This window comes from Pseudoalteromonas sp. SCSIO_11900 (assembly GCF_000576475.1).
Classification (GTDB): domain Bacteria; phylum Pseudomonadota; class Gammaproteobacteria; order Enterobacterales; family Alteromonadaceae; genus Pseudoalteromonas; species Pseudoalteromonas tetraodonis.
The window spans coordinates 2,714,099-2,738,929 of sequence record NZ_KK070023.1 but is presented as its reverse complement, the minus strand read 5'-3'; the positions used below and the strand labels follow the sequence as shown (position 1 = coordinate 2,738,929).

25 protein-coding genes are annotated in these 24,831 nt (G+C 40.5%); 20 read left to right on the top strand and 5 right to left on the bottom strand.

The features are described from left to right. Positions 1-328: 328 nt before the first annotated feature. Together rluC and BG00_RS12645 are read left to right on the top strand one after the other, a co-directional pair. Positions 329-1,288 carry a 23S rRNA pseudouridine(955/2504/2580) synthase RluC gene (gene rluC / locus BG00_RS12650; RefSeq protein WP_036982979.1) on the top strand — a complete coding sequence of 320 codons (960 nt, stop codon included), beginning with the start codon at positions 329-331 and terminating at the stop codon, positions 1,286-1,288. 11 nt (positions 1,289-1,299) lie between these two features. After that, entirely contained in the window at positions 1,300-1,944 is a 645-nt protein-coding gene (locus BG00_RS12645; protein WP_036982978.1) for an HAD-IA family hydrolase, read from the top strand. Here the strand turns inward: BG00_RS12645 and BG00_RS12640 are convergent. Beyond that, entirely contained in the window at positions 1,937-2,533 is a 597-nt protein-coding gene (locus BG00_RS12640) for a Maf family protein (protein WP_036982976.1), read from the bottom strand. The genes BG00_RS12645 and BG00_RS12640 overlap by 8 nt on opposite strands. A gap of 131 nt (positions 2,534-2,664) precedes the next feature. Between BG00_RS12640 and yceD the strand changes: the two genes are divergently transcribed. From yceD to BG00_RS12570, 14 genes are all read left to right on the top strand, one after another. Beyond that, the gene (yceD, locus tag BG00_RS12635; RefSeq protein ID WP_036982975.1) at positions 2,665-3,189 is read left to right on the top strand and encodes a 23S rRNA accumulation protein YceD; all 525 of its coding nucleotides are present in this window, start codon (positions 2,665-2,667) and stop codon (positions 3,187-3,189) included. Between the two features lie 9 nt (positions 3,190-3,198). Continuing rightward, on the top strand, positions 3,199-3,369 hold the full coding sequence (rpmF, locus tag BG00_RS12630) for a 50S ribosomal protein L32 (RefSeq protein ID WP_008109865.1): 171 nt from the start codon (positions 3,199-3,201) through the stop codon (positions 3,367-3,369). A gap of 12 nt (positions 3,370-3,381) precedes the next feature. After that, positions 3,382-4,419, top strand: coding sequence for a phosphate acyltransferase PlsX (plsX, locus tag BG00_RS12625; protein ID WP_036982974.1), 1,038 nt, complete (start codon positions 3,382-3,384; stop codon positions 4,417-4,419). A gap of 55 nt (positions 4,420-4,474) precedes the next feature. Continuing rightward, positions 4,475-5,401 (top strand): ACP S-malonyltransferase, encoded by a 927-nt coding sequence (fabD, locus tag BG00_RS12620; RefSeq protein ID WP_036982972.1) that lies wholly within the window; start codon positions 4,475-4,477, stop codon positions 5,399-5,401. 11 nt (positions 5,402-5,412) lie between these two features. Beyond that, positions 5,413-6,159: a 3-oxoacyl-ACP reductase FabG gene (fabG, locus tag BG00_RS12615; RefSeq protein ID WP_036982969.1), complete on the top strand. Its 747-nt coding sequence runs from the start codon at positions 5,413-5,415 to the stop codon at positions 6,157-6,159. A 250-nt stretch (positions 6,160-6,409) separates the two neighbouring features. Continuing rightward, on the top strand, positions 6,410-6,646 hold the full coding sequence (acpP, locus tag BG00_RS12610; RefSeq protein ID WP_008109873.1) for an acyl carrier protein: 237 nt from the start codon (positions 6,410-6,412) through the stop codon (positions 6,644-6,646). 269 nt (positions 6,647-6,915) lie between these two features. After that, positions 6,916-8,154: a beta-ketoacyl-ACP synthase II gene (fabF, locus tag BG00_RS12605; protein ID WP_008109876.1), complete on the top strand. Its 1,239-nt coding sequence runs from the start codon at positions 6,916-6,918 to the stop codon at positions 8,152-8,154. A 68-nt stretch (positions 8,155-8,222) separates the two neighbouring features. Continuing rightward, positions 8,223-9,014 (top strand): aminodeoxychorismate lyase, encoded by a 792-nt coding sequence (pabC, locus tag BG00_RS12600; RefSeq protein ID WP_036982968.1) that lies wholly within the window; start codon positions 8,223-8,225, stop codon positions 9,012-9,014. Then, positions 9,014-10,000 carry an endolytic transglycosylase MltG gene (mltG, locus tag BG00_RS12595; RefSeq protein ID WP_036982967.1) on the top strand — a complete coding sequence of 329 codons (987 nt, stop codon included), beginning with the start codon at positions 9,014-9,016 and terminating at the stop codon, positions 9,998-10,000. The genes pabC and mltG overlap by 1 nt, the downstream gene beginning before the upstream one ends. A 5-nt stretch (positions 10,001-10,005) precedes the next feature. Then, entirely contained in the window at positions 10,006-10,632 is a 627-nt protein-coding gene (gene tmk, locus BG00_RS12590; RefSeq protein WP_016899838.1) for a dTMP kinase, read from the top strand. 1 nt (position 10,633) lies between these two features. After that, positions 10,634-11,548 carry a DNA polymerase III subunit gene (locus BG00_RS12585; RefSeq protein WP_013464701.1) on the top strand — a complete coding sequence of 305 codons (915 nt, stop codon included), beginning with the start codon at positions 10,634-10,636 and terminating at the stop codon, positions 11,546-11,548. Positions 11,549-11,560: 12 nt separating this feature from the next. Further along, complete coding sequence (locus BG00_RS12580; RefSeq protein ID WP_008109887.1) at positions 11,561-11,887, top strand: PilZ domain-containing protein; 327 nt, start codon at positions 11,561-11,563, stop codon at positions 11,885-11,887. Positions 11,888-11,904: 17 nt separating this feature from the next. Then, positions 11,905-12,684: a TatD family hydrolase gene (locus tag BG00_RS12575; protein ID WP_036982965.1), complete on the top strand. Its 780-nt coding sequence runs from the start codon at positions 11,905-11,907 to the stop codon at positions 12,682-12,684. 4 nt (positions 12,685-12,688) lie between these two features. Further along, positions 12,689-14,548 (top strand): alkaline phosphatase D family protein, encoded by a 1,860-nt coding sequence (locus tag BG00_RS12570; protein WP_036982964.1) that lies wholly within the window; start codon positions 12,689-12,691, stop codon positions 14,546-14,548. 310 nt (positions 14,549-14,858) lie between these two features. Here BG00_RS12570 and BG00_RS12565 read toward each other — a convergent pair whose 3' ends face one another. From BG00_RS12565 to BG00_RS12550, 4 genes are all read right to left on the bottom strand, one after another. Further along, the gene (locus tag BG00_RS12565) at positions 14,859-16,181 is read right to left on the bottom strand and encodes an O-antigen ligase family protein (RefSeq protein ID WP_190276270.1); all 1,323 of its coding nucleotides are present in this window, start codon (positions 16,179-16,181) and stop codon (positions 14,859-14,861) included. 64 nt (positions 16,182-16,245) lie between these two features. Then, a complete protein-coding gene (locus BG00_RS12560; RefSeq protein ID WP_036982962.1) occupies positions 16,246-16,791 on the bottom strand; it encodes a hypothetical protein in 546 nt (181 codons plus the stop codon). Positions 16,792-16,812: 21 nt separating this feature from the next. Beyond that, on the bottom strand, positions 16,813-18,819 hold the full coding sequence (locus BG00_RS12555; RefSeq protein ID WP_036982959.1) for a bifunctional diguanylate cyclase/phosphodiesterase: 2,007 nt from the start codon (positions 18,817-18,819) through the stop codon (positions 16,813-16,815). Beyond that, positions 18,803-19,501, bottom strand: coding sequence for a transglutaminase-like cysteine peptidase (locus BG00_RS12550; protein ID WP_036982957.1), 699 nt, complete (start codon positions 19,499-19,501; stop codon positions 18,803-18,805). Before BG00_RS12550 ends, BG00_RS12555 begins: the two co-directional genes overlap by 17 nt. Positions 19,502-19,758: 257 nt before the next feature. Here BG00_RS12550 and galU point away from each other — a divergent pair, with 257 nt between their 5' ends. From galU to BG00_RS12530, 4 genes are all read left to right on the top strand, one after another. After that, positions 19,759-20,655, top strand: a complete 897-nt coding sequence (gene galU / locus BG00_RS12545; protein WP_036982956.1) for a UTP--glucose-1-phosphate uridylyltransferase GalU — start codon at positions 19,759-19,761, stop codon at positions 20,653-20,655. Between the two features lie 39 nt (positions 20,656-20,694). Next, positions 20,695-21,828, top strand: coding sequence for a non-hydrolyzing UDP-N-acetylglucosamine 2-epimerase (wecB, locus tag BG00_RS12540; RefSeq protein WP_036982955.1), 1,134 nt, complete (start codon positions 20,695-20,697; stop codon positions 21,826-21,828). A 33-nt stretch (positions 21,829-21,861) separates the two neighbouring features. After that, positions 21,862-23,112, top strand: coding sequence for a UDP-N-acetyl-D-mannosamine dehydrogenase (gene wecC, locus BG00_RS12535; protein WP_036982954.1), 1,251 nt, complete (start codon positions 21,862-21,864; stop codon positions 23,110-23,112). A 377-nt stretch (positions 23,113-23,489) separates the two neighbouring features. After that, positions 23,490-24,827 carry a phenylacetate--CoA ligase family protein gene (locus tag BG00_RS12530; protein ID WP_036982952.1) on the top strand — a complete coding sequence of 446 codons (1,338 nt, stop codon included), beginning with the start codon at positions 23,490-23,492 and terminating at the stop codon, positions 24,825-24,827. Positions 24,828-24,831: the final 4 nt, after the last annotated feature.

Below are 24,831 nucleotides of genomic sequence, written 5' to 3'. Positions count from 1 at the left end.
TTTTTTTACGCCGCCACTATCAGACAAATTATCTGTTCATTACTTTTATTATCACTTTAAAAATCAATTCATGTTCAAACTTAAGCAGCAATATATTACGCGCATTGCCGTTAGTTGTGCGCACGTGTTAACTGGGTATGTATAAAAGCTTTGGAAAACTTAACTCGGATCTGTATGATCGGTTACCCAGAATGTGCATCACGAATGTTTTAATGTGTTAAAAAGCACCGTTGTTATTTACAAATACGAAATATTTGCGCTGCTGATTATCCCACTATTATAACTGTGTTAGCAACTAAATTATTTTACTTAAATCAGTGATTAGGCAATGTCAGAAAAAACCGGCTTACAAGTAACTTTTGTCACTATCAACGAAGACCACCTAGGTCAGCGTATTGATAACTTTCTTATTACCCATTTAAAAGGGGTGCCTAAAAGCGCAGTTTACAAAATTCTTCGTAAAGGTGAGGTGCGTGTAAACAAAAAACGCATTAAACCTGTGTATAAATTGCAGCTAGACGACGTTATTCGTATACCACCAATCAGAGTGTCAGAGCGTGAAGAGTTTGTGCCTTCAAAACTCGATAAAGTAACTCGCCTTGAAGACGATATTCTATTTGAAGACAAATACCTGATGGTTATCAACAAGCCATCGGGTATGGCTGTGCATGGCGGCAGTGGCCTAAGCTATGGCCTTATTGAAGCATTACGTGTTTTACGCCCAGAAGAGCGTAGCCTTGAGCTTGTGCATCGTTTAGACCGTGATACCTCAGGTTGTTTACTCATTGCTAAGCGCCGCTCTGTGCTGACTGCCTTGCATGAGCAATTACGCGAAAAAACCATGGAAAAAAATTATTGGGCACTTGTTGAGGGGCAATGGGACTCTAAAACAAAAAATGTGACTGAAGGCTTGCGCAAAAACACCCTAAAATCGGGTGAGCGCGTAGTACGTGTTGATAACACTGAGGGCAAACCGTCGCATACCCGCTTTAAAGTGCTTGAGCGTTTTAACGATTGCTCATTAGTACAAGCATCCCCTGTAACCGGTCGTACTCACCAAATTCGTGTGCATACTCAGTGTCAAGGTCATGCTATTGCCTGTGATGACAAATATGGCGATCAAGGGTTTGACGAGTCAATGCGTAAACGTGGTTTAAACCGCTTATTTTTACACGCCCATGATTTAAGTTTTTACCACCCTAAAAACGAAACCACCATGCGAGTAGAAGCACCACTAGACAAAGCACTATCAAGTTGTTTAGTTAAACTTAGAGCAGCAAAAGCGTGATCTCACCCACCATGAAAAACTATAAGCTGGTGATTTTTGATTGGGACGGCACCATTATGGATTCAATTAGCAAAATAGTTAATTGTATCCGCAAAAGTGCACAGTTACTCAATATTGAACCGCCGAGCGATACGGCCAGTAAAAATATTATTGGTTTGTCGCTTGAAAACGCAATAGCGACCTTGTTTCCTGATTACAGTGAGCATCACGAAGCGCTTATTGCAGGTTATAAACAGCAGTATGCGCTTGATACCACCCCAACACCGGTGTTTGAGCACGTTGCACAGGTACTCACTGCGTTAAAAAATCAAGGCGTAATATTGGCGGTTGCCACAGGTAAAAGTCGGGTAGGGTTGGAGCGTTTATTGGATGAAAGCCAGTTGCGTCACTTTTTTAGTGCTACGCGTACCAGTGACGACGCTAAATCAAAACCTGCTCCCGATATGCTCTATCAACTTCTTGAAGAGCTGGCTATTAGCGCCGACGAAGCATTGATGATAGGCGACACGCAAATCGACATGGCAATGGCAAAAGCTGCAGGTATGGATAGACTAGGGGTAACCATGGGCGTGCACAACGCTGCGCAATTAAACGAGTTTACGCCTATTGCAACCGCTGACAACTATCAGCAGTTGCAACAACTTTTACTTAGTTAGTTTGAGCGCTTAATACATCTAAGCCAAACTCAGCCAATAATTGGCTGAGTTTAATGAGTGGTAAACCAATTAAACTATTTGGGTCATCACCACTGAGCTTTTCAAATAAACAAATACCCAAGCCTTCACTTTTAAAACTTCCTGCACAATTATAGGGTTGCTCTGCATCGCAATAAGCACTTATTTGCGCCGTTGTTAACGTTTTAAAGGTTACATTAAAGGGCTCAACAAGGGTTTTGCTTTGCTTAGTGTGTATATCGTACACACACAAGCCAGTTAAAAAAGTGATCGTTTGCCCACTAAATAAGCTGAGTTGTTTCATGGCGTTTTCTTTATTGTGTGGTTTACCTAATATTTGGCCATTAAATACAGCAACCTGATCGGAGCCAATCGCTAAGCCTTGGTCAAAATGCTCGACCGCAGCTGCGGCTTTTAGTTCGCTTAAACGCTTAACAAGATCGTTAGGTGTTTCGTTGCTGTGAGGCGTTTCGTCAACATCGGGCGAAAACGTTTCAAAAGGCAGATTAAATTTTTGTAATAAAGACTGCCTAAAAGGCGAGCTTGAGGCTAATATAAGAGAGTGCTTCATGGCATGTTTTCCTAGCGTAAATCAGATTGAGTTAGGATAAATCAGATCCGTGAGTAAAACACGTGAAAAACAATGTAAAATTGGTTTTTTACTTTGACTAACCCACTAACTATCTATATGATGCAGCCCCTATGCAAAAGGTGAAAATTCCCATCACCCTTCATCCGGGCAAAGCAGCGCAACACCGTTTAAAGTATGACGGCATTGTACCGCTTGAGAAACTTCCTCGTTTACGAGGGGTTATCCAGGAAGAAGTAGGTGAAATAGCGGTAAAAATTCATTGCAAAAACGATGAGCAAGGTTTAGTTGTGATTAGTGGCAATTTGTCCACACACGTAACTGTCACTTGTCAACGTTGTAATGGTGATTTAGGGTTGGATTTGGATCAAGACTTTGTGTATTCGCCAGTCGGTTTGGATGCAGAGTCAGATGATCTTCCAGAAAGCTACGACGAAGTAACACTTGATGAAAATGGTGAAATAGACGTGTTTGAGTTAATCGAAGACGAGCTTATTTTAGCTGTGCCATTAGTGCCTACCCACAACGAAGCTTCATGCAGTTATACAGCAGAGCCTGCCAGCTTTGGTGTTTTAAAGGCGGAAGATGATAAACCAAATCCATTTGATATTTTGAAACAACTTAAGAAAGATTCTTAGGAGAAGACTATGGCTGTACAAAAAAGCAAAAAGTCTCGTGCAAGACGCGGCATGCGCCGTTCACACGATGCGATCAGTGGTCCAACTTTAACTGTAGACCAAACATCTGGTGAGACTCATCGTCGTCACCATGTGACTGCAGATGGTTACTACAAAGGCGTTCAAGTAATTTCTAACTAAGAGATTGCTTATATGCTGACCAATCTAACCATAGCGTTAGATATGATGGGGGGCGATTATGGCCCCCGTTCATCTATCCCCGCAGCCGTTTCCGCGGTAAATGCTAATGCCAACTTAAAACTCATTTTATGTGGCAACGAGCAAGTAATAGCTAAACAATTAGAATCACTCGATTCACTTTCTCATCCTAGATTAATAATTCGCCATTGTAATGACGTTGTCACCAATGCCTGCGAACCCGCTGTTGCTATACGCTCAAAAAAAGATTCCTCAATGCGTGTTGCCCTTGATTTAGTTAAATCGGGTGAAGCGCAAGCCTGTGTTAGTTCTGGCAATACAGGGGCGCTATTTTTTATGGCGCATTACGTATTAAAAATGCTTCCAGGGGTGAAACGTCCCGCACTTATCTCTGCTGTACCTACTGAACGAAAAAATCCTGTTTACTTACTCGACTTAGGCGCTAATGTGCATTGTGATGCGCAAATGCTGTATCAGTTTGGCATTATGGGCTCAGTGGTTGCAGGCCAAGCACTTGGCTGCAGTAACCCAAAAGTCAGTTTATTAAATATTGGCGCTGAAGATATAAAAGGCCATGAAGAAATTAAGCAAGCCGCGCAGTTAATGCAGCAAAGCGAGCTGATTAATTATATTGGCTACAGTGAAGGTAGCGATATTTTTTCTGGCAAAGCCGATGTTATTGTCTGTGAGGGGTTTGTTGGCAATGTTGCACTTAAAACCTGTGAAGGCATTGCTAAACTTATCATGAAAAAATTCACTCGCGCTCTCGAAAAGCACGTCGTTTACAAGTGCATGGCGTTTATATTGGCGCCAATCATAAAAAAACTCTATAAAAGAGTGAACCCCGACCAGTATAACGGCGCTTCTCTGGTAGGATTGCGCGGTATTGTTGTTAAAAGCCATGGAAATGCCTCAGCTAAAGCATTTCATGCTGCAATCGACGAAGCAGTGAAAGAAGTAGAACGTCAACTTCCGGATAAAATTGCTGCTATCTTCGAAAAAACACATTCTAAAGACACGGCGGTTGAATAACAGTTAACGTGCCGTGTTACACATTATTTATTTTGTTTAATTAAAAGAGCAAACTATGGCACAAAAAATTGCACTTCTTTTTCCAGGTCAAGGCTCGCAAACTGTGGGTATGTTAAACGAGCTACTTGAAAGCTCAGACATAGTAAAAGCCACATTTGCAGAAGCATCAACCGCACTAGGATACGACCTAGCAGATCTCGTTCTTAACGGTCCAGAAGAAAAACTAAATCAAACTCACCGTACTCAACCTGCTTTATTAACAGCAAGCGTTGCTATTTACCGTCATTGGTTAGCAGCAAATCCAGATGCAGACGTTGTCATGGCAGGTCATAGCCTGGGCGAATACTCAGCACTGGTATGTAGCGATGTGATCAGTTTAAGTGAAGCCGTAAAACTGGTTGAAAACCGTGGTTTATACATGCAAGAAGCCGTCCCTGCGGGTGTGGGTTCTATGGCCGCTATTATTGGTTTAGGTGATGACGAAATTAAAGCGGCATGTGAAGCATCTGCACAAGGTGAGGTTGTTTCACCGGTTAATTACAACTCGCCAGGCCAAGTGGTTATTGCCGGTCATAAAGATGCAGTAGATAGAGCATCAGTAGCTTGTAAAGAAGCCGGCGCAAAACGTGCGCTACCATTATCGGTCAGCGTACCGTCGCATTGTGAACTTATGAAACCTGCGGCTAAAAAATTAGCCGCTGATTTAGCCGCTTTAACATTTAATTCACCTAAGTGTGATGTAATTAATAATGTTGATGTAAAAGCTGAAGGTTCAGCCGATGCAATTAAAGACGCATTAGTACGTCAGTTATACAGCCCAGTTCGTTGGACTGAAACAGTGCAAGCATTAGTTGCACAAGGCGTAACGCAAAGTTATGAATTTGGTCCTGGTAAAGTACTAACCGGGCTTGCAAAACGCATTGATAAAGCGATGGTGTGTGGCTCAGTTAACGACCTTGCATCAATCGATACAGCTAAATAAGAGTATATTATATGAGTAATTTATTTTCTTTAGAGGGCAAAGTTGTCCTGATCACCGGCGCTAGCCGTGGTATTGGTAAAGCGATTGCAAACACCTTAGTGGCACAAGGCGCAAAGGTAGCGGGCACAGCGACAAGCGAGTCAGGTGCGGCTAAAATTAGCGAATACTTAGGTGATAACGGTAAAGGTTATGCGCTTAACGTCACCGATCCTGGGTCAATTGAGGCTACATTAGCAGCAATTAAAGCCGATTTGGGTGATATTGATGTTTTAGTAAATAATGCTGGTATTACGCGCGATAATTTATTAATGCGCATGAAAGACAGCGAGTGGGACGATATTATCGACACCAACTTAAGCTCTATTTTCCGTTTATCTAAAGCGGTACTTCGCCCAATGATGAAGAAAAAGAACGGCCGTATTATCAATATTGGCTCAGTAGTGGGCACTATGGGTAACGCTGGCCAAGCGAACTACGCGGCAGCTAAAGCGGGTGTTATCGGTTTTTCTAAATCATTAGCGCGTGAAGTTGCTTCTCGTGGTATTACTGTCAACGTGGTTGCACCGGGATTTATCCAAACAGACATGACGGACGATTTGACAGATGAGCAAAAAGCAGCAACGCTTGCAAACGTACCTGCGGGTCGTTTAGGCCAGCCAGATGAGATTGCAGCAGCTGTGTGTTATTTAGCATCTGACGCCGCTGCGTACGTATCAGGTGAAACTTTGCATGTAAATGGTGCGATGTACATGGTTTAGCTTCGCAATGCGAAATAGTTAAACCACAAATTACCAATGAGTTTGCTAAAAAACATTGAATTTTTCGCAAACTTGCTTTAAACATACTTGAAATCGCTGTGAAAATAAGCGATAAAAGATAAAATAAACACTCAACAGGTTTGACCAGCAAATTATTTATGGTCAAAAGATTGAATCAGAGAATTATCGGACGTAAACTACGCCGCAATCTGAAAATAACGCATTGGCGTTTTTAATAAAGGAAAGAAGAATGAGCGATATCCAAGAACGCGTAAAGAAAATTATCATCGAACAGCTAGGTGTTAAAGAAGAAGAAGTTAAAAACGAAGCTTCATTCGTTGATGACCTAGGTGCAGACTCTCTTGATACTGTTGAATTAGTAATGGCTCTTGAAGAAGAGTTCGACACTGAGATCCCAGATGAAGAAGCTGAAAAGATCACTACAGTACAATCTGCAATCGATTACGTTACAGCTCACGCTGAGTAATTAATCGCAAATTAAGGGCAGCATTCGCTGCCTTTAATCTTTATATCCAAACCACCTCAAAGTCCATGATTCAATTCCAAACCCTCACTCATCATCAGCAATTAAATTGTTATTGCTCAGCGTTGGTTATTGGTTTGAGACTCGCACTTTGAGGTAGCTTGGGTATGATCATCCCCAATACTAATAACATAATTAGCAACAGCGTTAACGCTGAAATAAACTGAGCTAAGTTAATTGGTATAATAATAATTCCTTATTGGAGGCAAACCGTGGCTAAACGTCGTGTCGTCGTAACTGGCTTAGGAATGTTGACGCCGCTAGGCAATGATGTGCAATCAACCTGGCAAGGCTTATTAGATGGTAAAAGTGGTATTCAAAATATTACCCACTTTGATACATCAAAATTTGGTACTCATTTCGCTGGTTTAATCAATGATTTTGATGCATCGGCTTATATGTCGCCAAAAGATGCTAAAAAAATGGATTTATTTATCCAGTATGGCATTGCAGCGGGTGTTCAAGCTTTTCAAGATTCAGGCCTCGAAGTCACTGAGCAAAACGCAACCCGTATTGGTGTAGCGGTAGGTTCAGGTATTGGTGGCTTAACCCTAATCGAAGAAAACCACATTAAATTACTAAACAGCGGCCCACGAAAGTTATCGCCGTTTTATGTACCGTCTACCATTATTAATATGATCTCAGGTCATTTATCAATAATGCACGGCTTGCGTGGTCCTAATATTTCAATTGTGACGGCATGTACTACAGGCCTGCATAATATTGGCCATGCAGCGCGAATGATTGCCTACGGCGATGCCGATGCAATGGTTGCCGGTGGCGCAGAAAAAGCGTGTACGCCAATTGGTATGGGTGGCTTTAATGCCGCACGTGCGCTTTCAACACGTAACGACGACCCTCAAGCAGCGTCTCGTCCTTGGGATAAAGACCGTGATGGCTTTGTGCTTTCAGATGGTGCTGGTGTGGTTGTTGTTGAAGAATACGAACACGCTAAAGCCCGTGGCGCTAAAATTTATGCAGAGCTTGTTGGCTTTGGCATGAGTGGCGATGCCTACCACATGACCTCACCACCAGAAGATGGCGCAGGTGCGGCTCTGGCTATGGAAAACGCATTAAACGATGCGCAAGTAAATGCTGAGCAAGTTGGCTACATTAACGCACATGGTACGTCTACTCATGCGGGCGACAAAGCCGAAACGTCAGCGGTTAAAACCATTTTTGGTGATTCAGCGAAAGATGTGATGGTAAGCTCATCTAAATCGATGATGGGTCATTTACTAGGTGCAGCGGGCTCTGTTGAGTCGATAGTGTCTATCTTATCGTTGACCGAGCAAAAAGTAACACCCACAATAAACCTAGACAACCCAGATGAAGGCTGTGATTTAGATTACGTGCCGCACACAGCACGAGACGCCAAACTTGATTACGCGTTGTGTAACTCATTTGGTTTTGGTGGTACTAATGGCTCGTTACTGTTTAAAAAGGTATAATCTTTTTTAACAACGAACGACAATAAGAACCCAGTTGTTTAACTGGGTTTTTTTATGTGTAAAAAAATATGCAAACAATAATAACAGCAAGTGAAACCAGTAGCGTAAGTACCCGCGATAGAGGCTTAAACTATGGCGATGGCTTTTTTACAACCGCGATTATTACTGATGGACAGGTTGAACATTGGTCTTATCATAAAGCGCGTTTAATTGAATGCGCGCAGCGTTTAGGGTTTCCGGCGCTTGAGTTTAGCGCACTTGAGTCGCACATTACTCAGCAAATAGCATCAAAGGTTCAAGCGGTTGTTAAAATAGTGGTAACACGCGGCGAGGGCGGGCGAGGCTATGCGCCACTAAGCGAATGTAATTTAAACATTATTGTGAGTGTTTTACCTTATCCAGCGCATTATAACAGCTTACACGAGACAGGAATTAGTTTAGTCATCAGTCCAATTAAACTGGCTTTACAACCGCACTTAGCAGGGCTTAAAACCTTAAATAGACTTGAGCAAGTATTGATCAAAAATGCCCTACAAACCGAGCAAAGTGATGATGCACTTGTACTTGACTACAACAACAATGTAATTGAAACCTCGGCGGCTAATATTTTTGCAATAAAAAATAATAAAGTAATTAGCCCCAGGCTTGATGAGTGCGGCATTAAAGGTGTTTTTCTGCAATCTTTATGTGATAAATTAGCAATTGAATTTAAAACTATCAGCGTTGATGAGCTTACCCAAGCAGACGCGGTATTTGTATGTAATAGTTTAATGAAAATTGTGCCCGTAAAAAGCATAGGCGAGCACTGTTTTGATATTGCTCACAGTCGGTCATTACTAACAGTAGCCAAGGAGGCTTAGTGTTAAAAGTTATTGTATCAGTATTATTGCTGGCTTTTTTTAGCTCAGTGATTGGCTATCAGCAATTACAGGCAACAATTCAAACGCCATTACAGATAGCCGATAACACCCAATTTGAAGTTAAAAAAGGCACCGGATTTAATAAGTTGTGCCGTCAATGGCAGCAGCAACAGTGGGTAGAAGACTGTTGGCGGTTTCAAATATTAGCTAAACTCGACCCAACCTTGACCGATTTAAAAGCGGGTTTGTACGAGTTAAGCGCAGATAGCGTGATCAACAATATAAAAAAAATAAACCAAGGCGAGCAAGTTAGTTTTAGTTTTACCATTATTGAAGGCCAAGCACTTAGAGATATATTAAATGCACTAAGTACGGCACCACACTTACAAAACGATTTAAAACTCGAACAACTTGGCGAGCAAATAATAGGTAGGCAAACCCATCTAGAAGGTTGGTTATTCCCCGATACCTATCATTACCATAGCAATGATACTGCCAGCAGTTTACTAAAACGTGCTGCGCAAAAAATGCAGCAAACGTTGGCTGATGCTTGGCAACAACGGGCAAGCGATTTACCTTACGATACCGCTTATGAAGCACTGATCATGGCCTCTATTATCGAAAAAGAAACCGCGCTTGCCAGTGAGCGTCCGTTAATTGCATCGGCGTTTATAAATAGATTAAACACCAATATGCGCTTACAAACCGATCCAACCGTAATATATGGGCTAGGCGAAGATTTTGACGGTGATATTAAACGTAAAGACTTGATAAATTACACACCGTATAATACCTATCGTATTAACGGATTACCGCCCACGCCAATTGCCATGCCATCCAAAGAAGCAATTTTAGCCGCGGTAAACCCGCCTAAAAGCGAGTATGTTTACTTTGTAGCAAAAGGCGATGGCAGCCATCAGTTTTCAACCACATTAAAGCAACATAATGCGGCGGTTAACCGGTATATTTTAAATAAAAAGAATTAGTGTTTATGAAACCAAAATTTATAGTGATAGAAGGCCTAGAGGGCGCGGGTAAATCAACCGCTATTGCCCTGTGCCAAGACTTTTTAAATCATCATCATATTGATTTTATTAATGTCCGTGAACCCGGTGGCACACCACTGGCTGAATCGTTGCGTACCTTAGTAAAAGCAGAGCATCAAGAAGAAATCGCCTTTGAAACTGAGCTACTTATCATGTACGCAGCTCGCTCACAGCTAATGCACAATGTAATAAACCCTGCACTTGAGCAAGGGCAATGGGTATTGGCTGATCGTCACGACTTATCGTCACAGGCGTATCAAGGCGGTGGACGCGGAATTAGTGCAAACACGTTAGCGTCGTTATCCTCTATGGTGTTAAAAGGATTAAAACCCGATTTAACCATTTACCTTGATATTGACCCTGTTATTGGTCTTGAACGGGCAAAAGGGCGTGGTGAACTCGATAGAATTGAACAAGAAGCCATTGAGTTTTTTCAGCGCACCCGTATGCGTTACATAGAACTGGCAAACGATGATGAAAGCATTAAAACCGTTGATGCTAACCAAAGTATTGATAAAGTACACCGTGATATCACCAATGTACTGCGTACGTTTTTTTCAGGGTTAAAATAATATGGCATTGCCATGGCTTAACGATGTAGAGCAACGTTTAGCTCAAAGCTATAAAGCGCAGCGCTTTCATCACGCGCAGCTATTTTGCGGGCCTATTGGGGTAGGCAAGTTTGAGCTAAGCGATCAATTAGCTAACAGTTTGTTATGTCACAATACACAATCGCAGTTAAGTGCACCTAATAGCGTGCTAACGCCGTGTGGGCAGTGTAAAAGCTGCTCGTTAAACCTAGCTGGGACGCACCCAGATAAACGCGTTACTCAAGTAGAAGGGCAAAGCATAGGTGTAGACGACATACGCGGCATAAGCGACTTTATGCACCAGTCGGCGGCGCAAAATGGCAACAAAGTGGCGATTATTGAAAACTGCGAAAAAATGACAACGGCGGCAGCAAATGCATTATTAAAAACCTTAGAAGAGCCCAGTAACAGCCGGTTTTTAATTCTTACAACCAGCCAAGTGGCACAATTACCAGCGACTATTTTAAGCCGCTGTGCTAAAACTGAGGTCAAAGTAACCAATAGCCAGCTAGCACAGCAGTGGCTAAGCTCTTTAGATGTGCCTAACTACCCATGGTTATCATTGTTTTACAGTCAACCCCTGCAAGTAAAGCAGTGGCAACAGCAAAATCAGCTAGAAAGCATTGATACACTCTATAAATTTGCAACTGAGTTTAAACAAAGCCATAATTTCAATGCGTTAGTCGATATAATAAATAAACAGCCTGAGCTTGTTCGTATTTTTACCTTATTTTTAAGTGAGCAGTTAAAACAGCAGCTTTTAAATGGCATGAGTTTTGAAGCCTACCAAGTTGCACAGCAAGCCTTGAATGATTTTTTACAAAATAACATACAAATTCTTGGGCTAAACTTACCGCTTGCGGTATCACGACTAGCGTATACATTACGCAACCAATAAAAAGGATTAGATATGCAAGAGCTATTAGTTGATATAGATGACCTTGACGAACTATATCGCTGCTACATGCCTTTTTTAAAAAAAGGGGGGCTATTTGTACGCACCAATATGCGTTATGAGCCTGGGTATTCACTCGCTTTACGAGTAACCTTACCTGATGCCTTAGAAGACGATGTGGTCACCGGCAAAGTCACGTGGATCACTCCGCAAGGTGCACAAAGCTCAAACCCTCCGGGGATCGGCATTAGCTTTTTAGATGATAAAACAAACCTAAACGCGAAGATCGAAAAACTGCTGGGGACTATGTTAAACTCCGGCAATCCAACTTATACCATGTAGTAAAAACAGGCCTTATTTTGATTGTAGATTCTCATTGCCATTTAGACCGTCTTGATTTTGATAAACTCGATTTAAACCTAGACCAAGTACTTGATAACGCTCGCGCCAAAAAAGTAGAACACTTTTTATGTGTGAGCGTCACACTTGATCAGTTCCCTAATATGCTAGAGCAAATTAAGCATTACGACGACGTATCAGCGTCATGTGGTGTACATCCGCTTGATCAAAAAGACGCGCTTAATAAACAGCAATTAATTGATTTAGCCTCGCACCACAAAGTAGTGGCGATTGGCGAAACTGGGCTCGATTATTACTATGCAAAAGACACCCATGCCGTACAACAAGCCAGTTTTGTTGGCCATATTGAGGTGGCAAATGAATTACAAAAGCCGCTTATTATTCATACCCGTGACGCCCGTGCAGACACCATTAACTTAATGCGTGAACACAAAGCAGAAAATTGTGGTGGGGTGCTACATTGTTTCACCGAAGATTGGGATATGGCCAAAAAAGCCATTGATATGGGTTTTTATATTTCTATTTCAGGTATTGTGACCTTTAAAAATGCGGTAGAGCTTAAAGAAGTGGTAAAACAAATCCCACTTGAACGGCTGCTTATTGAAACCGACTCGCCGTATTTAGCGCCAGTACCGTACCGTGGCAAAACTAATCAGCCAGCGTATGTGGAAGATGTTGCTTATTATATTAGTGAACTAAAAGGCATTAGCTTTAACGAATTGGCAAAGGCCACCACCGATAATTTTTATTCTTTATTTAAATTAGCAGCTAAAGGCTAACCTCATGACGACTCTCTCGGTGCAACATCCTCTGTTACTTATGGGGCCCATGGTGCGCCGAGCAGAAAAAACCACAGTCTGTATTCAGTTTGCTACCTCAAAGCAGGTAAACGGCCGTATAGAGCTAATGGGCTACGAATGCTATAGCGAACAAAACAGCGTTAGACTGGGTGAACATTTATTTTTACAGTTCATAGTTATTAAACCAATAAACAGCCAGTTCCCGCGCGATATATTACTACAATATCAGTTATTTTTTGATGACAGCCCCGTTGATTTATCAGCGTTTAGTTTTAATGATGGTGCGTTACCTGCGTTTGTGATCCCCAAAAGACTGACGCAAATATTACATGGCTCGTGTCGCAATGCACATCATGCCGCAAAAGACAGCCTAGTTAGTTCAAGTCAGTGGCAAGCTACTCAACGCAGTAATAATCAGCAAGGGGCGCAGTTGCTATTGCTCTCGGGCGATCAGGTATATGCTGACGATGTAGCAGGGCCTATGTTATTAGCTATCCATCAACTCATTGAGCATCTAGGCATTTACAAAGAGCAACCGCTTGCACTGGATTTACCCGACGATATTAGCCAACAGCTTTATGGCCGCCATCATTTATTACCCACCACCTCGTGGAAAAAGCGCTCTAAATTAGGCATAGGTTATTGGTTAAAAAAAGACGAGCCACATTTTTCTAGCGTAAAAGCGTATAACCACCTTATTCATTTTGAAGAGTTTGTAGCGCTGTATTTACTTAATTTTAGTAGTACCGCGTGGCAATATGTTGACTTATCAAAGCTAAATTACTCAGGCGGTAACGAAAAAAGCCAAGCATTGTTTAGCACAGAAAAAGCCACACTCATTGATTACGCCAAAGGCTTAGCTGAGGTAGAGCGATTATGTGCCAATGTGTCTACCTTAATGATGTTTGACGATCACGATGTCACTGATGATTGGAACCTCACCGCCGGGTGGGAGCAAGCCATTAACCAAAACCCCAGTAGCAAACGTATTGTAAATAATGGCTTAGCAAGCTATTGGCTGTTTCAGGGAATGGGTAACGACGCACTACAAAAAACCGGTGCGCTACTTACTCCATTTACAACAAGTCTAGCTGGGGATAAGCAATGGCAATTCAAAGCATTTGATAAACATCTAAATGATTTTAACCATTGGCATTATGAGCTAACAACTATTCCTAAAGTGGTGGTGCTTGATACCCGAACACACCGCTGGCGTAACGAGCAGAACTTTAATGAACCCTCAGGCTTGTTAGATTGGGAGCGTCTTACTGAGCTTGAAGAAAGCCTACTCAGTCATGACCAAGTCATTATTGTATCGCCCGCTCCGGTGTTTGGGGTTAAATCAATAGAGGCGATTCAAGCGGTGTTTAATATGTGTGGGCAACCGCTTATGGTTGATGTAGAAAACTGGATGGCGCACGAAGGCTCAGCTAAAAAACTGCTCGACACATTTAGACGCACCGACACCCCAAATGAAACGCTGATTTTATCAGGCGACGTGCATTATTCGTTTTGTTTTTCAGTGCAAAAGCGTTTTGGCGATCACCCCAACCGAATTTGGCAGCTCACAGCCAGTGGCATTAAAAACGAGTTCCCGCGTAAGCTAATAAATGTGCTTGATAAGCTCGACTCCATTTTATATGGCCCTAAAAGTCCGCTTAACTTTTTTACCAAACGCTGGCACATGGAAGTAGACAAACACCAAACTAAAGGCAAAGGGCAAAAGTACCTAGTAAGTGATTCGGCTATTAGTTTGGTTTCCCTTAAAGGCGGTAATTTAGTCCGCTACCAGCTCATACACGGCGACGGCCACACCACCGAATTTGATTTAGAAGAGCAGTAGATTAAAAACAGGTATTAGGTGCTAGGTATCAGGTCGATATTATTGCCGACGTGTAGCAGCGACTTCATGTCGCGTCATTTTTAATGTCGTGAGCGACGGGCGACGGGCGACGGGCGACGAGCTTCGAGTTGCGGGCTAAATATCTAAAAGCGCAGCGACTCATAGCCCTCTTTGTGTATAATTTTCTTAAGATCTTATTGTAATGATATAACTGGATGAAGTGTTAGGTGTTAGAGCTTGCTGACGGCGGGTTGCGAACTACGGGTTTCGGGATTAGGCTCGTAACCCGCTTCCCGCTTCCCGCAGCCCGTTAACTTTCGCTGCGCCGTTTTTTAATCCGTTTTGGTGCCGGTAACTTGTTGGTTAATAAAGCTAAACATAACACCACTATAAACAACATCGAATTAGCCCCCGCCTGAAGCGAATAATCAACCGACGAATGCAGCATCATTGCTACAATAGCTGTAGCACAACCAAATGCCACCCCCTGATAAAGGGCCGTTTTGCGCGTTCGCATAGTATTAATACACAACCATAAACAATAAAGCACCAGTAGTCCCAATAACGCCGTTGCAGGAATACCCAGCTCAACTGCAAATTGCACATAATCGTTATGCGCATTGTCGTAGTAGCCAGAGTAGGGCTCAGACTGATACGCAGGAAACGCAGTGTAAAAAGTACCGCCGCCCGAGCCTAATAACGGGTTATCTAAAATCAACGGGATTGAGTCGCGTACAACTTCATCGCGAGTTTCCGATTGTAAACTGGTTTCGCTAATACGTTGTTTTACCTTTTCTACATCGAAAATGGCACCAATGATGATTAAATCGATAATAAAAAAGCTCACAATCAGTAACTTAAATGCTTTAGGCTTTTGCTTATAAACAAACAGCGCCAGTAAGCTCACTATAATTAAGGCAATAAAAAACGCCGAGTTACCCATACGGCTGCGAGTTAAAATAAGCGCCACAATAATAATAATTAATGAAATACGTAAGATTATTTTAGAACTTAATAATACCTCGGCCCAGGCGCGTAGCGTTTGTTTTAAAGTAGGTTTATAGCCATTGTTAGTGCGTTTTAATTCGCTAATTAAAACACCAATGCCTAAACATAAACACAGCGCTAAGTAATTAGCTAAAAAGTTAGAATAGGTAAAGGTACCAATCGCGCGGTCGGTGTGTTTGTAGCCAAATAAAGGGCTAACAATATCAGGCGATAAGTTTAAGTAACTAGCATACAAAGCCTGAAAAACACCGGCGCAAATAACAGCGTAAATTAATTTTTTAATACGATTTACATTATTACAGTAATTAAATATTAACCAGCTCAACATTATTAAAAAGCTGGTTTTTAATAACATTTGTTTGGTTTGAAAAGCATCAACACTCACGCCAAATAACTGAACTCCACACACTAAAGCAACAATGCCTAAGGTAGCAAATAATGGCCAAGTATATCGAGGAGGGAAAAGCGCTTGGTGGTTATTTAAAACACTGTTTGCCAAGTGAGTAATAAAGGTAAAGCTAGTTAAAATACCAATAGCTAAAATTGCCCAAGGCCTGTAACTACCTAAAGGAAGGGGAAGCAAAAAAAGGATCAGACAAATAAGAAAAAATATAAAACGATTCAAAATAAACTCAAACAAAGTAAAAACGCAGCCAATTGGCTGCGTTTAAATATACTAATAGTAAAAACTAGTTACCTACTTCAGATATACCGTTATCACCGCCTGTACCACCAGAACCTGGAGGTGTTGGTAATGTTGGTAAGCTGCCTACTGGCGGAGCTGGCTGGCCAGTACCCGGACCTGCAGCAGTTGCTTCAGAAGCGGTTGTAGCATCAACACCCGCAGTAATTGCTGCTAGGGTGATTGCATCAGTATCTAAGCCCGCAGCTGTAAGTGCAGCTAAAAAGTCAGAAATTAATGGGTTATCTGCACCAAAACGTGCCACAACAGCAGCAACCATTGCATCAATGTCTGCAGCGCCACATGCGCCATTTAGTAGCTTTTCGTCTAGCTTGATTTTTTCTTTATTTTTACAAATACGTTTAATCGCTTCTACTAAATCTTCGCGTAACTGCTCTGGCGTAGTATCTGCTGTTACGTTATTAAGAATATCAATAATGCTATTTATGCTCACTTCTTGAACCACAGCATTATTATCCGTTTGTGCATAGGTTGGCAAAGCAGTTAGAGCAGACGCACTAGCTACTAAGCCAGCTAAAATTAATTTTTTCATTTCTCGTCCCTTGGTTGAGTACTAATTGCAAAATTTTAGCGCATCGGTGCAAAAAGTAAACTCTTTATTTACGCCATTTTCATTAGATTTAATAATTTTTGATGGTGGCAGTATTAAATTACCTTGTACCCCATCACATCCTAGGTATTCAAGTATTTTTAAAGTCTCGGTTTTTTCAATTAAACAGGCTAAAACTTTAATACCAAAGCCATGACAAATATTATTAACTGTTTGAATATAAAATTGGCTTTGCGGGTTGACCACTAAGTCTTGAATATAACTACCATCAATTTTAACGTACTCAATATCAAGGCCTTGTAAATACCTAAACGACGTTAAGCTAGTACCAAAGTGTTCAATACACACATTAATACCCAGCTCTTTAATTGCATCTATATGTAAAGACGCAATATGCACGTTATACAATAAGCTTATTTCATGTAGTTCAAACACTAAGTTTGTTTTAATGACTGGTTTAGTGTGCGAGTAAAGCGTAAGCCATTGTATAAAGTTGGCTGAATACAAGGATGCCTTACTAATATTCAGGGCAAACACTTCATTTGGGTATTGTTCTTTAATATCCACAAAATTGCGTATAATTTTTTTATCGAGTTCTTCAGTTAAATTTAACTTTTCGGCCATGGCAAATAAGTGGCCGTTATTTACTTTTTCGCCTTCATGAATAAAGTGGGCAAACACTTCAAAGTAACATTGAGAATTAACTTTATTAGCTTGTTTAACAGGTTGTACCGAAAAACTCACTTCGCCAGCACTTATAATTGACTTAATAAGCTTGCGCCATTGGTTAACACTAAATAAGGATTCTTTATCGTTTTTATCAAACGTAGTGTCTTCACCTATAGTGCAACCAGTATCAAGTAGCGATAACACTTCACCTAAACTCGCTCCTTGCTCAACGCCAACAATCGCTAAATTAGCGTAACCGTTTATATGTAAGCTGTTTTCTTTTTGACTTAAATTATCAATGAGGTCTAGGCGGGCTTTATTTAAAAATAAAACGTCATACGGGGCCAGTAATACAAACGTGCCGCCGTTTAACCTAAAAACGGTTGAATTTGGTAACTCATCGGCAAAATGCTTAAGTATTTTAGCTGCATCTAATACATGCTGATCACCATCTTGGTAGCTTACTATTTGGTTTATATTATTTAATGAGGGCAGGGTAAGCATCATCGCAGTAATTGGCGCATCGTCAGAAATGTTATTTACCACAGAATTAAAGTGGTTTTCAAACGACTTACGGTTACCCAACCCCGTTAACGAATCTATGTATACTTCTTCAGTAAGCGCTTGTGTTTGTTTGGTCAGTGAATCAAACGTACTTTGTAAATTCATAACCATGTTATTGATGGCTTGTGTAACAGTACGAAGCTCCCGTGCTACTGGTATTTCTTTATTTAAGGTAAAGCGTTTTCGAGTCACTAAAGTGGCTTGATTTTCTACGGCTTTTAACGGCTTAAATACGGCGCGTAAAATTAAAAATGCAATAGCCAGCGATGCTGCTAATAGCAAAAATGAGCTAAATAAGCTGCGGAGTGTGTGTTGCCATAAGGTAAGGTAAGATTGCCCAGTATGGCTAGTTACATCAAGTGTACCTGCCATCATCCAACCATTATTTATTTCAGAATGCATAGTGGGCGCACTCAGTTCAACAGCACTAATAAACCAACTAGGAACTGATTCAACGCGTTTAGGGTTTTGTAACTCAAATACAGTATTATTTTGTACATCAGTAAACTTAATTTCACTGTAGTAACCAGAGTCAAAAATAGCGGTTGCCATCGTCTCGGCAATCATTAGGTTATCGTCTTCTAAATAGGGAGATATAGAAAGCCCTAAACTGGTAGCGGTGTCTTGCGCATGGCTGGCCATTTGTGTTTGTAAATAATTACGGGTTGTATCCACATCGGTAATAACGCGTACACAAAATGAAATAACCGAAATTAATATGATCAAGCCATATACTTGAGTTTTTAAACTCAATCCATGTTTAAATATTCGAGACATAACTACTAGTTCCTTTATTGTTACCACCGGCGGGGGCAAGCTCACCTTGTTCAATTCGTTCTAGCATAGTGTTCCAAGCAGAAACCCCACGGCTATTTTTAACCTTATTACCTAACCCTTTCGATTTGGCTAACCATAAACCTTGGCCATTAAAACTGTATATAGGTTTTAAATCGCCCCGATTGCTTGCAGGCACTAATTTTGTATTAAAGTTATCAAGCACCAACGGTATTTGGTTAGGCTGTTCAAAGTATATAAGCACCATGTGTGGTTGATTAACCGTACGCTGGCGTACATACATAAAGCGTATTTTATCTTCGGGGATACCTAAAGCGATTAAAGTAAAATATTTAGCAATAACATAATCTTCACAGTCACCCATGCCAACACCTAGGCTTTCAAGCGGGGTGGCCCAGTAATCTTTTTTTTGCCAAAGTTCATCATCGGTTTTGTACTTTATATGCTTATTAAAAAAGTCATTAACCAAATGAATTTTTTGCCATTCGCTTTTGTCGGCAGAGTCATCTATAAAACTCAGCCATGTTTTTATTCGTTGGTGGCCTGCATCGCCGTAAAATTGCTTTGCACGGGTAATTATATCGCTATTACGCAAATGTAAAAGCATGTCTTGTGCACAAGCAAAAAAAGACACTAATATAATTATGCAAATTCCTACGCGCACAAATCCCATCCCTTAAAAGTTAACCGTACTATTATATTCCCATTGAAAGTAAATTGATAGATTACAAAAAAGCAAAATAACTGGTTAACAAAAAATTAACACAAAACAATCAAAAAGGCTGCTTTTTATATTGAGCGATTATATGTGTTGTGTATAATAACCGCCCATAAGGGTTAGTAGTGCTTAAAACTCGCTATTCGCAGCGACATTTATAAACAGCTACGTTATAACCAAAAGAAACTATAAAAGGAATTGAAGTGAAAGTATTAAAAGCAGTCTTGCCTGTTGCAGGCTTGGGTACCCGTATGTTACCAGCTACCAAAGCAACGCCAAAGGAAATGCTTCCATTAGTCGATAAGCCCCTCATTCAATACGTTGTAAACGAAGCAGTAAAAGCCGGTATTAAAGAAATTGTACTGGTTACCCATGCTTCTAAAAACGCGATAGAAAACCATTTTGATACTAGCTTTGAACTAGAGGCAACCTTAGAGGCCCGTGTAAAACGTAGTCTGCTAGAAGAGGTGCGTTCAATAATCCCGCGAGATGTAAGCATTATATCGGTTCGTCAATCGGCGCCGTTAGGCCTAGGCCATGCAATACTTGAAACCCGGCCAATCATTGGCAATAACCCTTTTGCTATTTTATTGCCCGATGTAATTATCGATCAATATAAGTCAAACCTTAAGGTAGATAACTTAGCGCAAATGATCGCCCAATTTGAACGCACGCAACATAACCAAATTATGGTTGAGCCCGTCCCACAGGCAGAAGTGCACAACTATGGTGTGGTTGATTTAGCTGGTAAAAATATTGCGCCTGGCGAAAATGCAGCCATTACCAATATGGTTGAAAAACCAAATAATGACGAAGCGCCCAGTAATTTAGCCATAACAGGGCGCTATGTTGTATCACCCGCTATTTGGGATTTACTCGAATATACCCCTCCGGGAGCTGGCGGAGAAATACAATTAACAGATGCATTACTACAGTTACGTCATCTTGAAACAATTGAAGCGTATCATTTAAAAGGTAAGTCTCATGACTGCGGCTCAAAACTAGGCTATATGCTCGCAAACGTAGAGTATGCAATGCAATCAAGCCTATTGGGTGAAGAATTTACCAAGCGCGTTAAGCAATTAATGGCAAATGCATAAATTTATGCAAAATCGGTTAGTAAAAAATTAAGGGAAATCATGGCTATTAAAGTATTAAGTATTTTTGGTACGCGACCTGAAGCAATAAAAATGGCGCCGCTAGTTAAAGCGCTAAATGAAGCAGACGGTATTGATGCAAAAGTATGTGTTACTGCTCAGCATCGTGAAATGCTTGACCAAGTTTTAGACCTTTTTGAAATTGTACCAGAGTACGATTTGAATATTATGAAACCGGGTCAAAGCTTATACGATGTAACAACAAATATTTTGTTAGGCTTAAAACCTATTCTTGAAGAGTTTAAACCAGATTTAGTGCTTGTTCATGGCGATACCAGCACTACTTTATCTGCAAGTTTAGCGGCGTTTTATCAGCAAATTCCAGTAGGGCACGTAGAAGCGGGTTTACGCACAGGCAACTTAAGTTCACCATGGCCTGAAGAGGGTAACCGCAAGCTTACTGGTGCTATTACAAAGCTGCATTTTGCACCAACGCAAACATCGCAGCAAAACTTACTCAATGAAGCAGTAAGTGCTGACGATATCGTAATTACTGGTAACACCGTTATTGATGCATTACTACAAGTGGTTGATAAGGTAAAAACCGATACCGCTTTAATTTCAACTCTAAAAGCTAAGTTTCCAGAGCTCGATGAAACCAAAAAGCTTATTTTAGTTACAGGGCACCGCCGTGAGAGCTTTGGTGGCGGTTTTGAGCGAATTTGTGAGGCATTGGTAGAAATTGCAACTGCCCACCCAGATACACAAATTTTATACCCAATGCATTTAAATCCTAATGTACGTGAACCAGTAAATCGTATATTAAAAAATGTTGATAATGTGCATTTAATCGAGCCGCAAGACTACCTACCATTTGTGTACTTAATGAATCAAGCTCACATAATCGTAACCGACTCAGGTGGTGTTCAAGAAGAAGCGCCAAGCCTAGGTAAACCTGTACTCGTTATGCGTGACACCACAGAACGCCCAGAAGCGGTAGAAGCAGGTACAGTTAAACTTGTAGGTACAGATAAAGCTCGCATAGTGAATGAAGTTAATAACTTACTCACTAACGCTCAAGAATATCAGTCAATGAGCCGTGCACATAACCCTTATGGTGATGGTAAAGCGTGTGAACGCATTGTGGCTAAAATTAAGCAACACTTTAAAGATTAAAATAAAGTTTAAAACTTTTTCAAGGATTTAGTAATGACAATTAAAACAGTTTCAGTTGTTGGTTTAGGCTACATAGGTTTACCAACTGCGGCGGTTATTGCATCGCGCGGTATGAAAGTAATTGGTTTAGACGTAAGCGAAAAAGCAGTTAATACCATTAATGCCGGTGAAATACACATAGTAGAGCCTGATCTCGACATAATAGTTCGTGGCGTAGTATCTACTGGTAACTTAAGAGCGACTACAACGCCAGAAAAAGCCGATGCGTTTATGGTAGCTGTACCTACACCATTTATTCACAGCGAAAGTGGTAACCACAGTGCAGATTTAAGCTATATTGAATCGGCTGCAAAAATGATTGCCCCAGTGCTTGAAAAAGGTAACTTAGTTATTTTAGAAAGCACCTCACCTGTAGGTGCAACAGAGCAACTAGCCGCTTGGTTAAGTGAAGCGCGCCCTGACTTAACGTTCCCACAAGATAAAGGCGATGCCGCCGACATCAATGTTGCTCATTGCCCTGAGCGTGTATTACCTGGCTATGTATTACAAGAGCTAGTGTCGAACGACCGTGTAATAGGCGGTATGAGCAAAGCATGTAGCGAAAAAGCCGTTAAGTTATACGAAACTTTCGTGCGCGGCGAGTGTATTATTACCAATGCCCGTACTGCTGAAATGGCTAAGTTAACCGAAAACTCATTTCGCGATGTAAATATTGCCTTTGCCAATGAATTGTCAGTCATTTGTGACAAATTAAAAATTAATGTGTGGGAGCTTATTAAGCTTGCTAATCGTCACCCGCGTGTAAATATTTTAAACCCAGGCCCAGGTGTTGGCGGCCACTGTATTGCGGTTGATCCTTGGTTTATTGTTGCAAGTTGCCCAGACGAAGCAAAAATAATTAAACAAGCACGCTTAACTAACGACGCAAAACCATTTTACGTAATTGAAAAAGTAGCAAAAGCCGCTGATGAATTTAAACGTCCAGTTATTGCGTGTTTAGGCCTTTCATTTAAAGCCGATATTGACGATCTTCGCGAGAGCCCGGCATTAAATATTGTTGAAGAATTAGCAGCAAAAAATATAGGTGAAATACTTGCTGTAGAGCCAAACATTTCAGAGCTACCAGCTAACCTAGCAGATAAAAATGTCAGCTTAGTGTCGTTAGAAAGCGCACTAGAGCAAGCAAATGTCGTTGTAGTATTAGTTGATCATAAACAATTTAAAGCTGCAGATAAAACAGAGTTTGCATCAAAAGTTGTTATTGATACTCGCGGTATTTTGTAAGATAAATATTAATGGGCCTCATTTAGATTACTAAACTTATTACTTAGAGTATTGTGAGGCACCTATCAATCTTGTTTAAAACTATAGGCATCCTTTCAGCGCAATTAAATAATATAAAATATATCAGCAAAATATACGTTTAACCTTGTTTATCAGAAAGGTAAATCTGTTGCTGTAAAGTATAGCTGCTTTTTGCTTATGCTTATTACTAATTATTGTTTGACTAGAATAGTCAGGTTTTTATGAATTTTAGTTTCGACAAAATCGATATTTCGTTGTTGGAATATTAAAAACGCAAAAACTATTTGTAAATATTATTATGGTTGGCTTTTTAAATTGATAATAAAGCCAAACATTACCATAAAGGGATACTAATAATGTTCACTAGCAAATCTTACACCTCAAGCCCTGTCATAGTGCAGAGTTTGATGTTAAGTGTAAGAGCCTTTTTACGAAGAAGATTGAGAGAAAATATAAGGTGCGAGCAACTTACTAATATTTTACTCAACCATGATAGTAACGAAGTACTTTTACAAGGTTATTCAGAGCACAAGCTAGAGCAGGTGTTAACTGACGCTACTAGAAATACTTTGTATTACAAAAACTTTGGAACAAATATTAACAAGTATCCATATATTGATAAAGCAGAAGTAAATAGGAATAAGGACCAATTTTTATCAAAAAATAGTAAAGGGATTTTAATAAAAGGTAGTACAAGTGGTACAACTGGCTCACCTTTGTCTGTGCCGCAGAATATGGAATCAGTTATTGCTGAACAAGCATTCATAAATCGAATGATGCGTTGGGCGGGAATGGAAAAAAAAGATAAAAGGGCATGGATAAGAGGCGATATGATAGTACCCCTTGCCCAAAAAAAAGCGCCGTTTTGGCGCTATTCTTACTTTGAAAACATGATTATGCTTTCTTCATTCCATATGGAGCCTAAAAATTTACAGGGATACATTAATGCAATGGTTGATTTTGGTGTACAAGTTATTCAGGCATATCCTTCATCTATTGTTACGTTAGCTAAGTATCTAGAAGTTAATAATGAATACTACCCAGGTGAAATAAAGTCAGTTGTTACTTCATCTGAATCACTAACAAAGGAGGATAAGTACCTCATTGAAACGCGATTTAAATGTACTGTGTTTGATTGGTATGGTTTATTTGAACGTGTAGCTGCTATTGCTAGCTGCGAGTACGGTCGTTATCACATATTAACAGACTATTCTCATGTAGAATTATTGCCAGCTGGTAAAACAGAGGATGGTCGTGATAGGGCTGAAATTGTCGGCACTAATTTTAATAATGCGCTATACCCTTTAATACGTTATAAAACAGGTGACTACGTTATATTATCAAATGAAACTTCCTGCCCCTGTGGACGGGTTTACCCAATAGTAGATTCTATAGAAGGGCGAGTTGGGGATTACTTGATAGGTGAAGATGGGCAAAAGGTGCATATACTAAACCATATACCTAAAGGAGTTGACGGAATAATAGCCTTACAGTTTGTTCAAGTTATTAAAGACGAAATCACTATCTTAGTGGTTTCAGATAAGAACCTATTTAATGGTAAGCAACGCTTAATTTTAACAAATAACGCAAAAGAAAGACTTGGTAAATCAATTACCTTTTTTATAGAAGAGGTAAATAATATACCAAGAACTAAAAATGGCAAAATACGACAAGCTGTTTGCTCTCTTAAATAAGGAT

Coding starts and splice junctions, on each gene's coding strand:
- BG00_RS12585 (WP_013464701.1), top strand. CDS start 10,634: ATGGCATTGCCATGGCTTAACGATGTAGAGCAACGTTTAGCTCAAAGC.
- BG00_RS12580 (WP_008109887.1), top strand. CDS start 11,561: ATGCAAGAGCTATTAGTTGATATAGATGACCTTGACGAACTATATCGC.
- pabC (WP_036982968.1), top strand. CDS start 8,223: ATGCAAACAATAATAACAGCAAGTGAAACCAGTAGCGTAAGTACCCGC.
- plsX (WP_036982974.1), top strand. CDS start 3,382: ATGCTGACCAATCTAACCATAGCGTTAGATATGATGGGGGGCGATTAT.
- yceD (WP_036982975.1), top strand. CDS start 2,665: ATGCAAAAGGTGAAAATTCCCATCACCCTTCATCCGGGCAAAGCAGCG.
- fabG (WP_036982969.1), top strand. CDS start 5,413: ATGAGTAATTTATTTTCTTTAGAGGGCAAAGTTGTCCTGATCACCGGC.
- BG00_RS12645 (WP_036982978.1), top strand. CDS start 1,300: ATGAAAAACTATAAGCTGGTGATTTTTGATTGGGACGGCACCATTATG.
- wecC (WP_036982954.1), top strand. CDS start 21,862: ATGACAATTAAAACAGTTTCAGTTGTTGGTTTAGGCTACATAGGTTTA.
- BG00_RS12530 (WP_036982952.1), top strand. CDS start 23,490: ATGTTCACTAGCAAATCTTACACCTCAAGCCCTGTCATAGTGCAGAGT.
- rluC (WP_036982979.1), top strand. CDS start 329: ATGTCAGAAAAAACCGGCTTACAAGTAACTTTTGTCACTATCAACGAA.
- acpP (WP_008109873.1), top strand. CDS start 6,410: ATGAGCGATATCCAAGAACGCGTAAAGAAAATTATCATCGAACAGCTA.
- rpmF (WP_008109865.1), top strand. CDS start 3,199: ATGGCTGTACAAAAAAGCAAAAAGTCTCGTGCAAGACGCGGCATGCGC.
- BG00_RS12555 (WP_036982959.1), bottom strand. CDS start 18,819: ATGTCTCGAATATTTAAACATGGATTGAGTTTAAAAACTCAAGTATAT.
- fabD (WP_036982972.1), top strand. CDS start 4,475: ATGGCACAAAAAATTGCACTTCTTTTTCCAGGTCAAGGCTCGCAAACT.
- tmk (WP_016899838.1), top strand. CDS start 10,006: ATGAAACCAAAATTTATAGTGATAGAAGGCCTAGAGGGCGCGGGTAAA.
- BG00_RS12640 (WP_036982976.1), bottom strand. CDS start 2,533: ATGAAGCACTCTCTTATATTAGCCTCAAGCTCGCCTTTTAGGCAGTCT.
- BG00_RS12560 (WP_036982962.1), bottom strand. CDS start 16,791: ATGAAAAAATTAATTTTAGCTGGCTTAGTAGCTAGTGCGTCTGCTCTA.
- wecB (WP_036982955.1), top strand. CDS start 20,695: ATGGCTATTAAAGTATTAAGTATTTTTGGTACGCGACCTGAAGCAATA.
- BG00_RS12570 (WP_036982964.1), top strand. CDS start 12,689: ATGACGACTCTCTCGGTGCAACATCCTCTGTTACTTATGGGGCCCATG.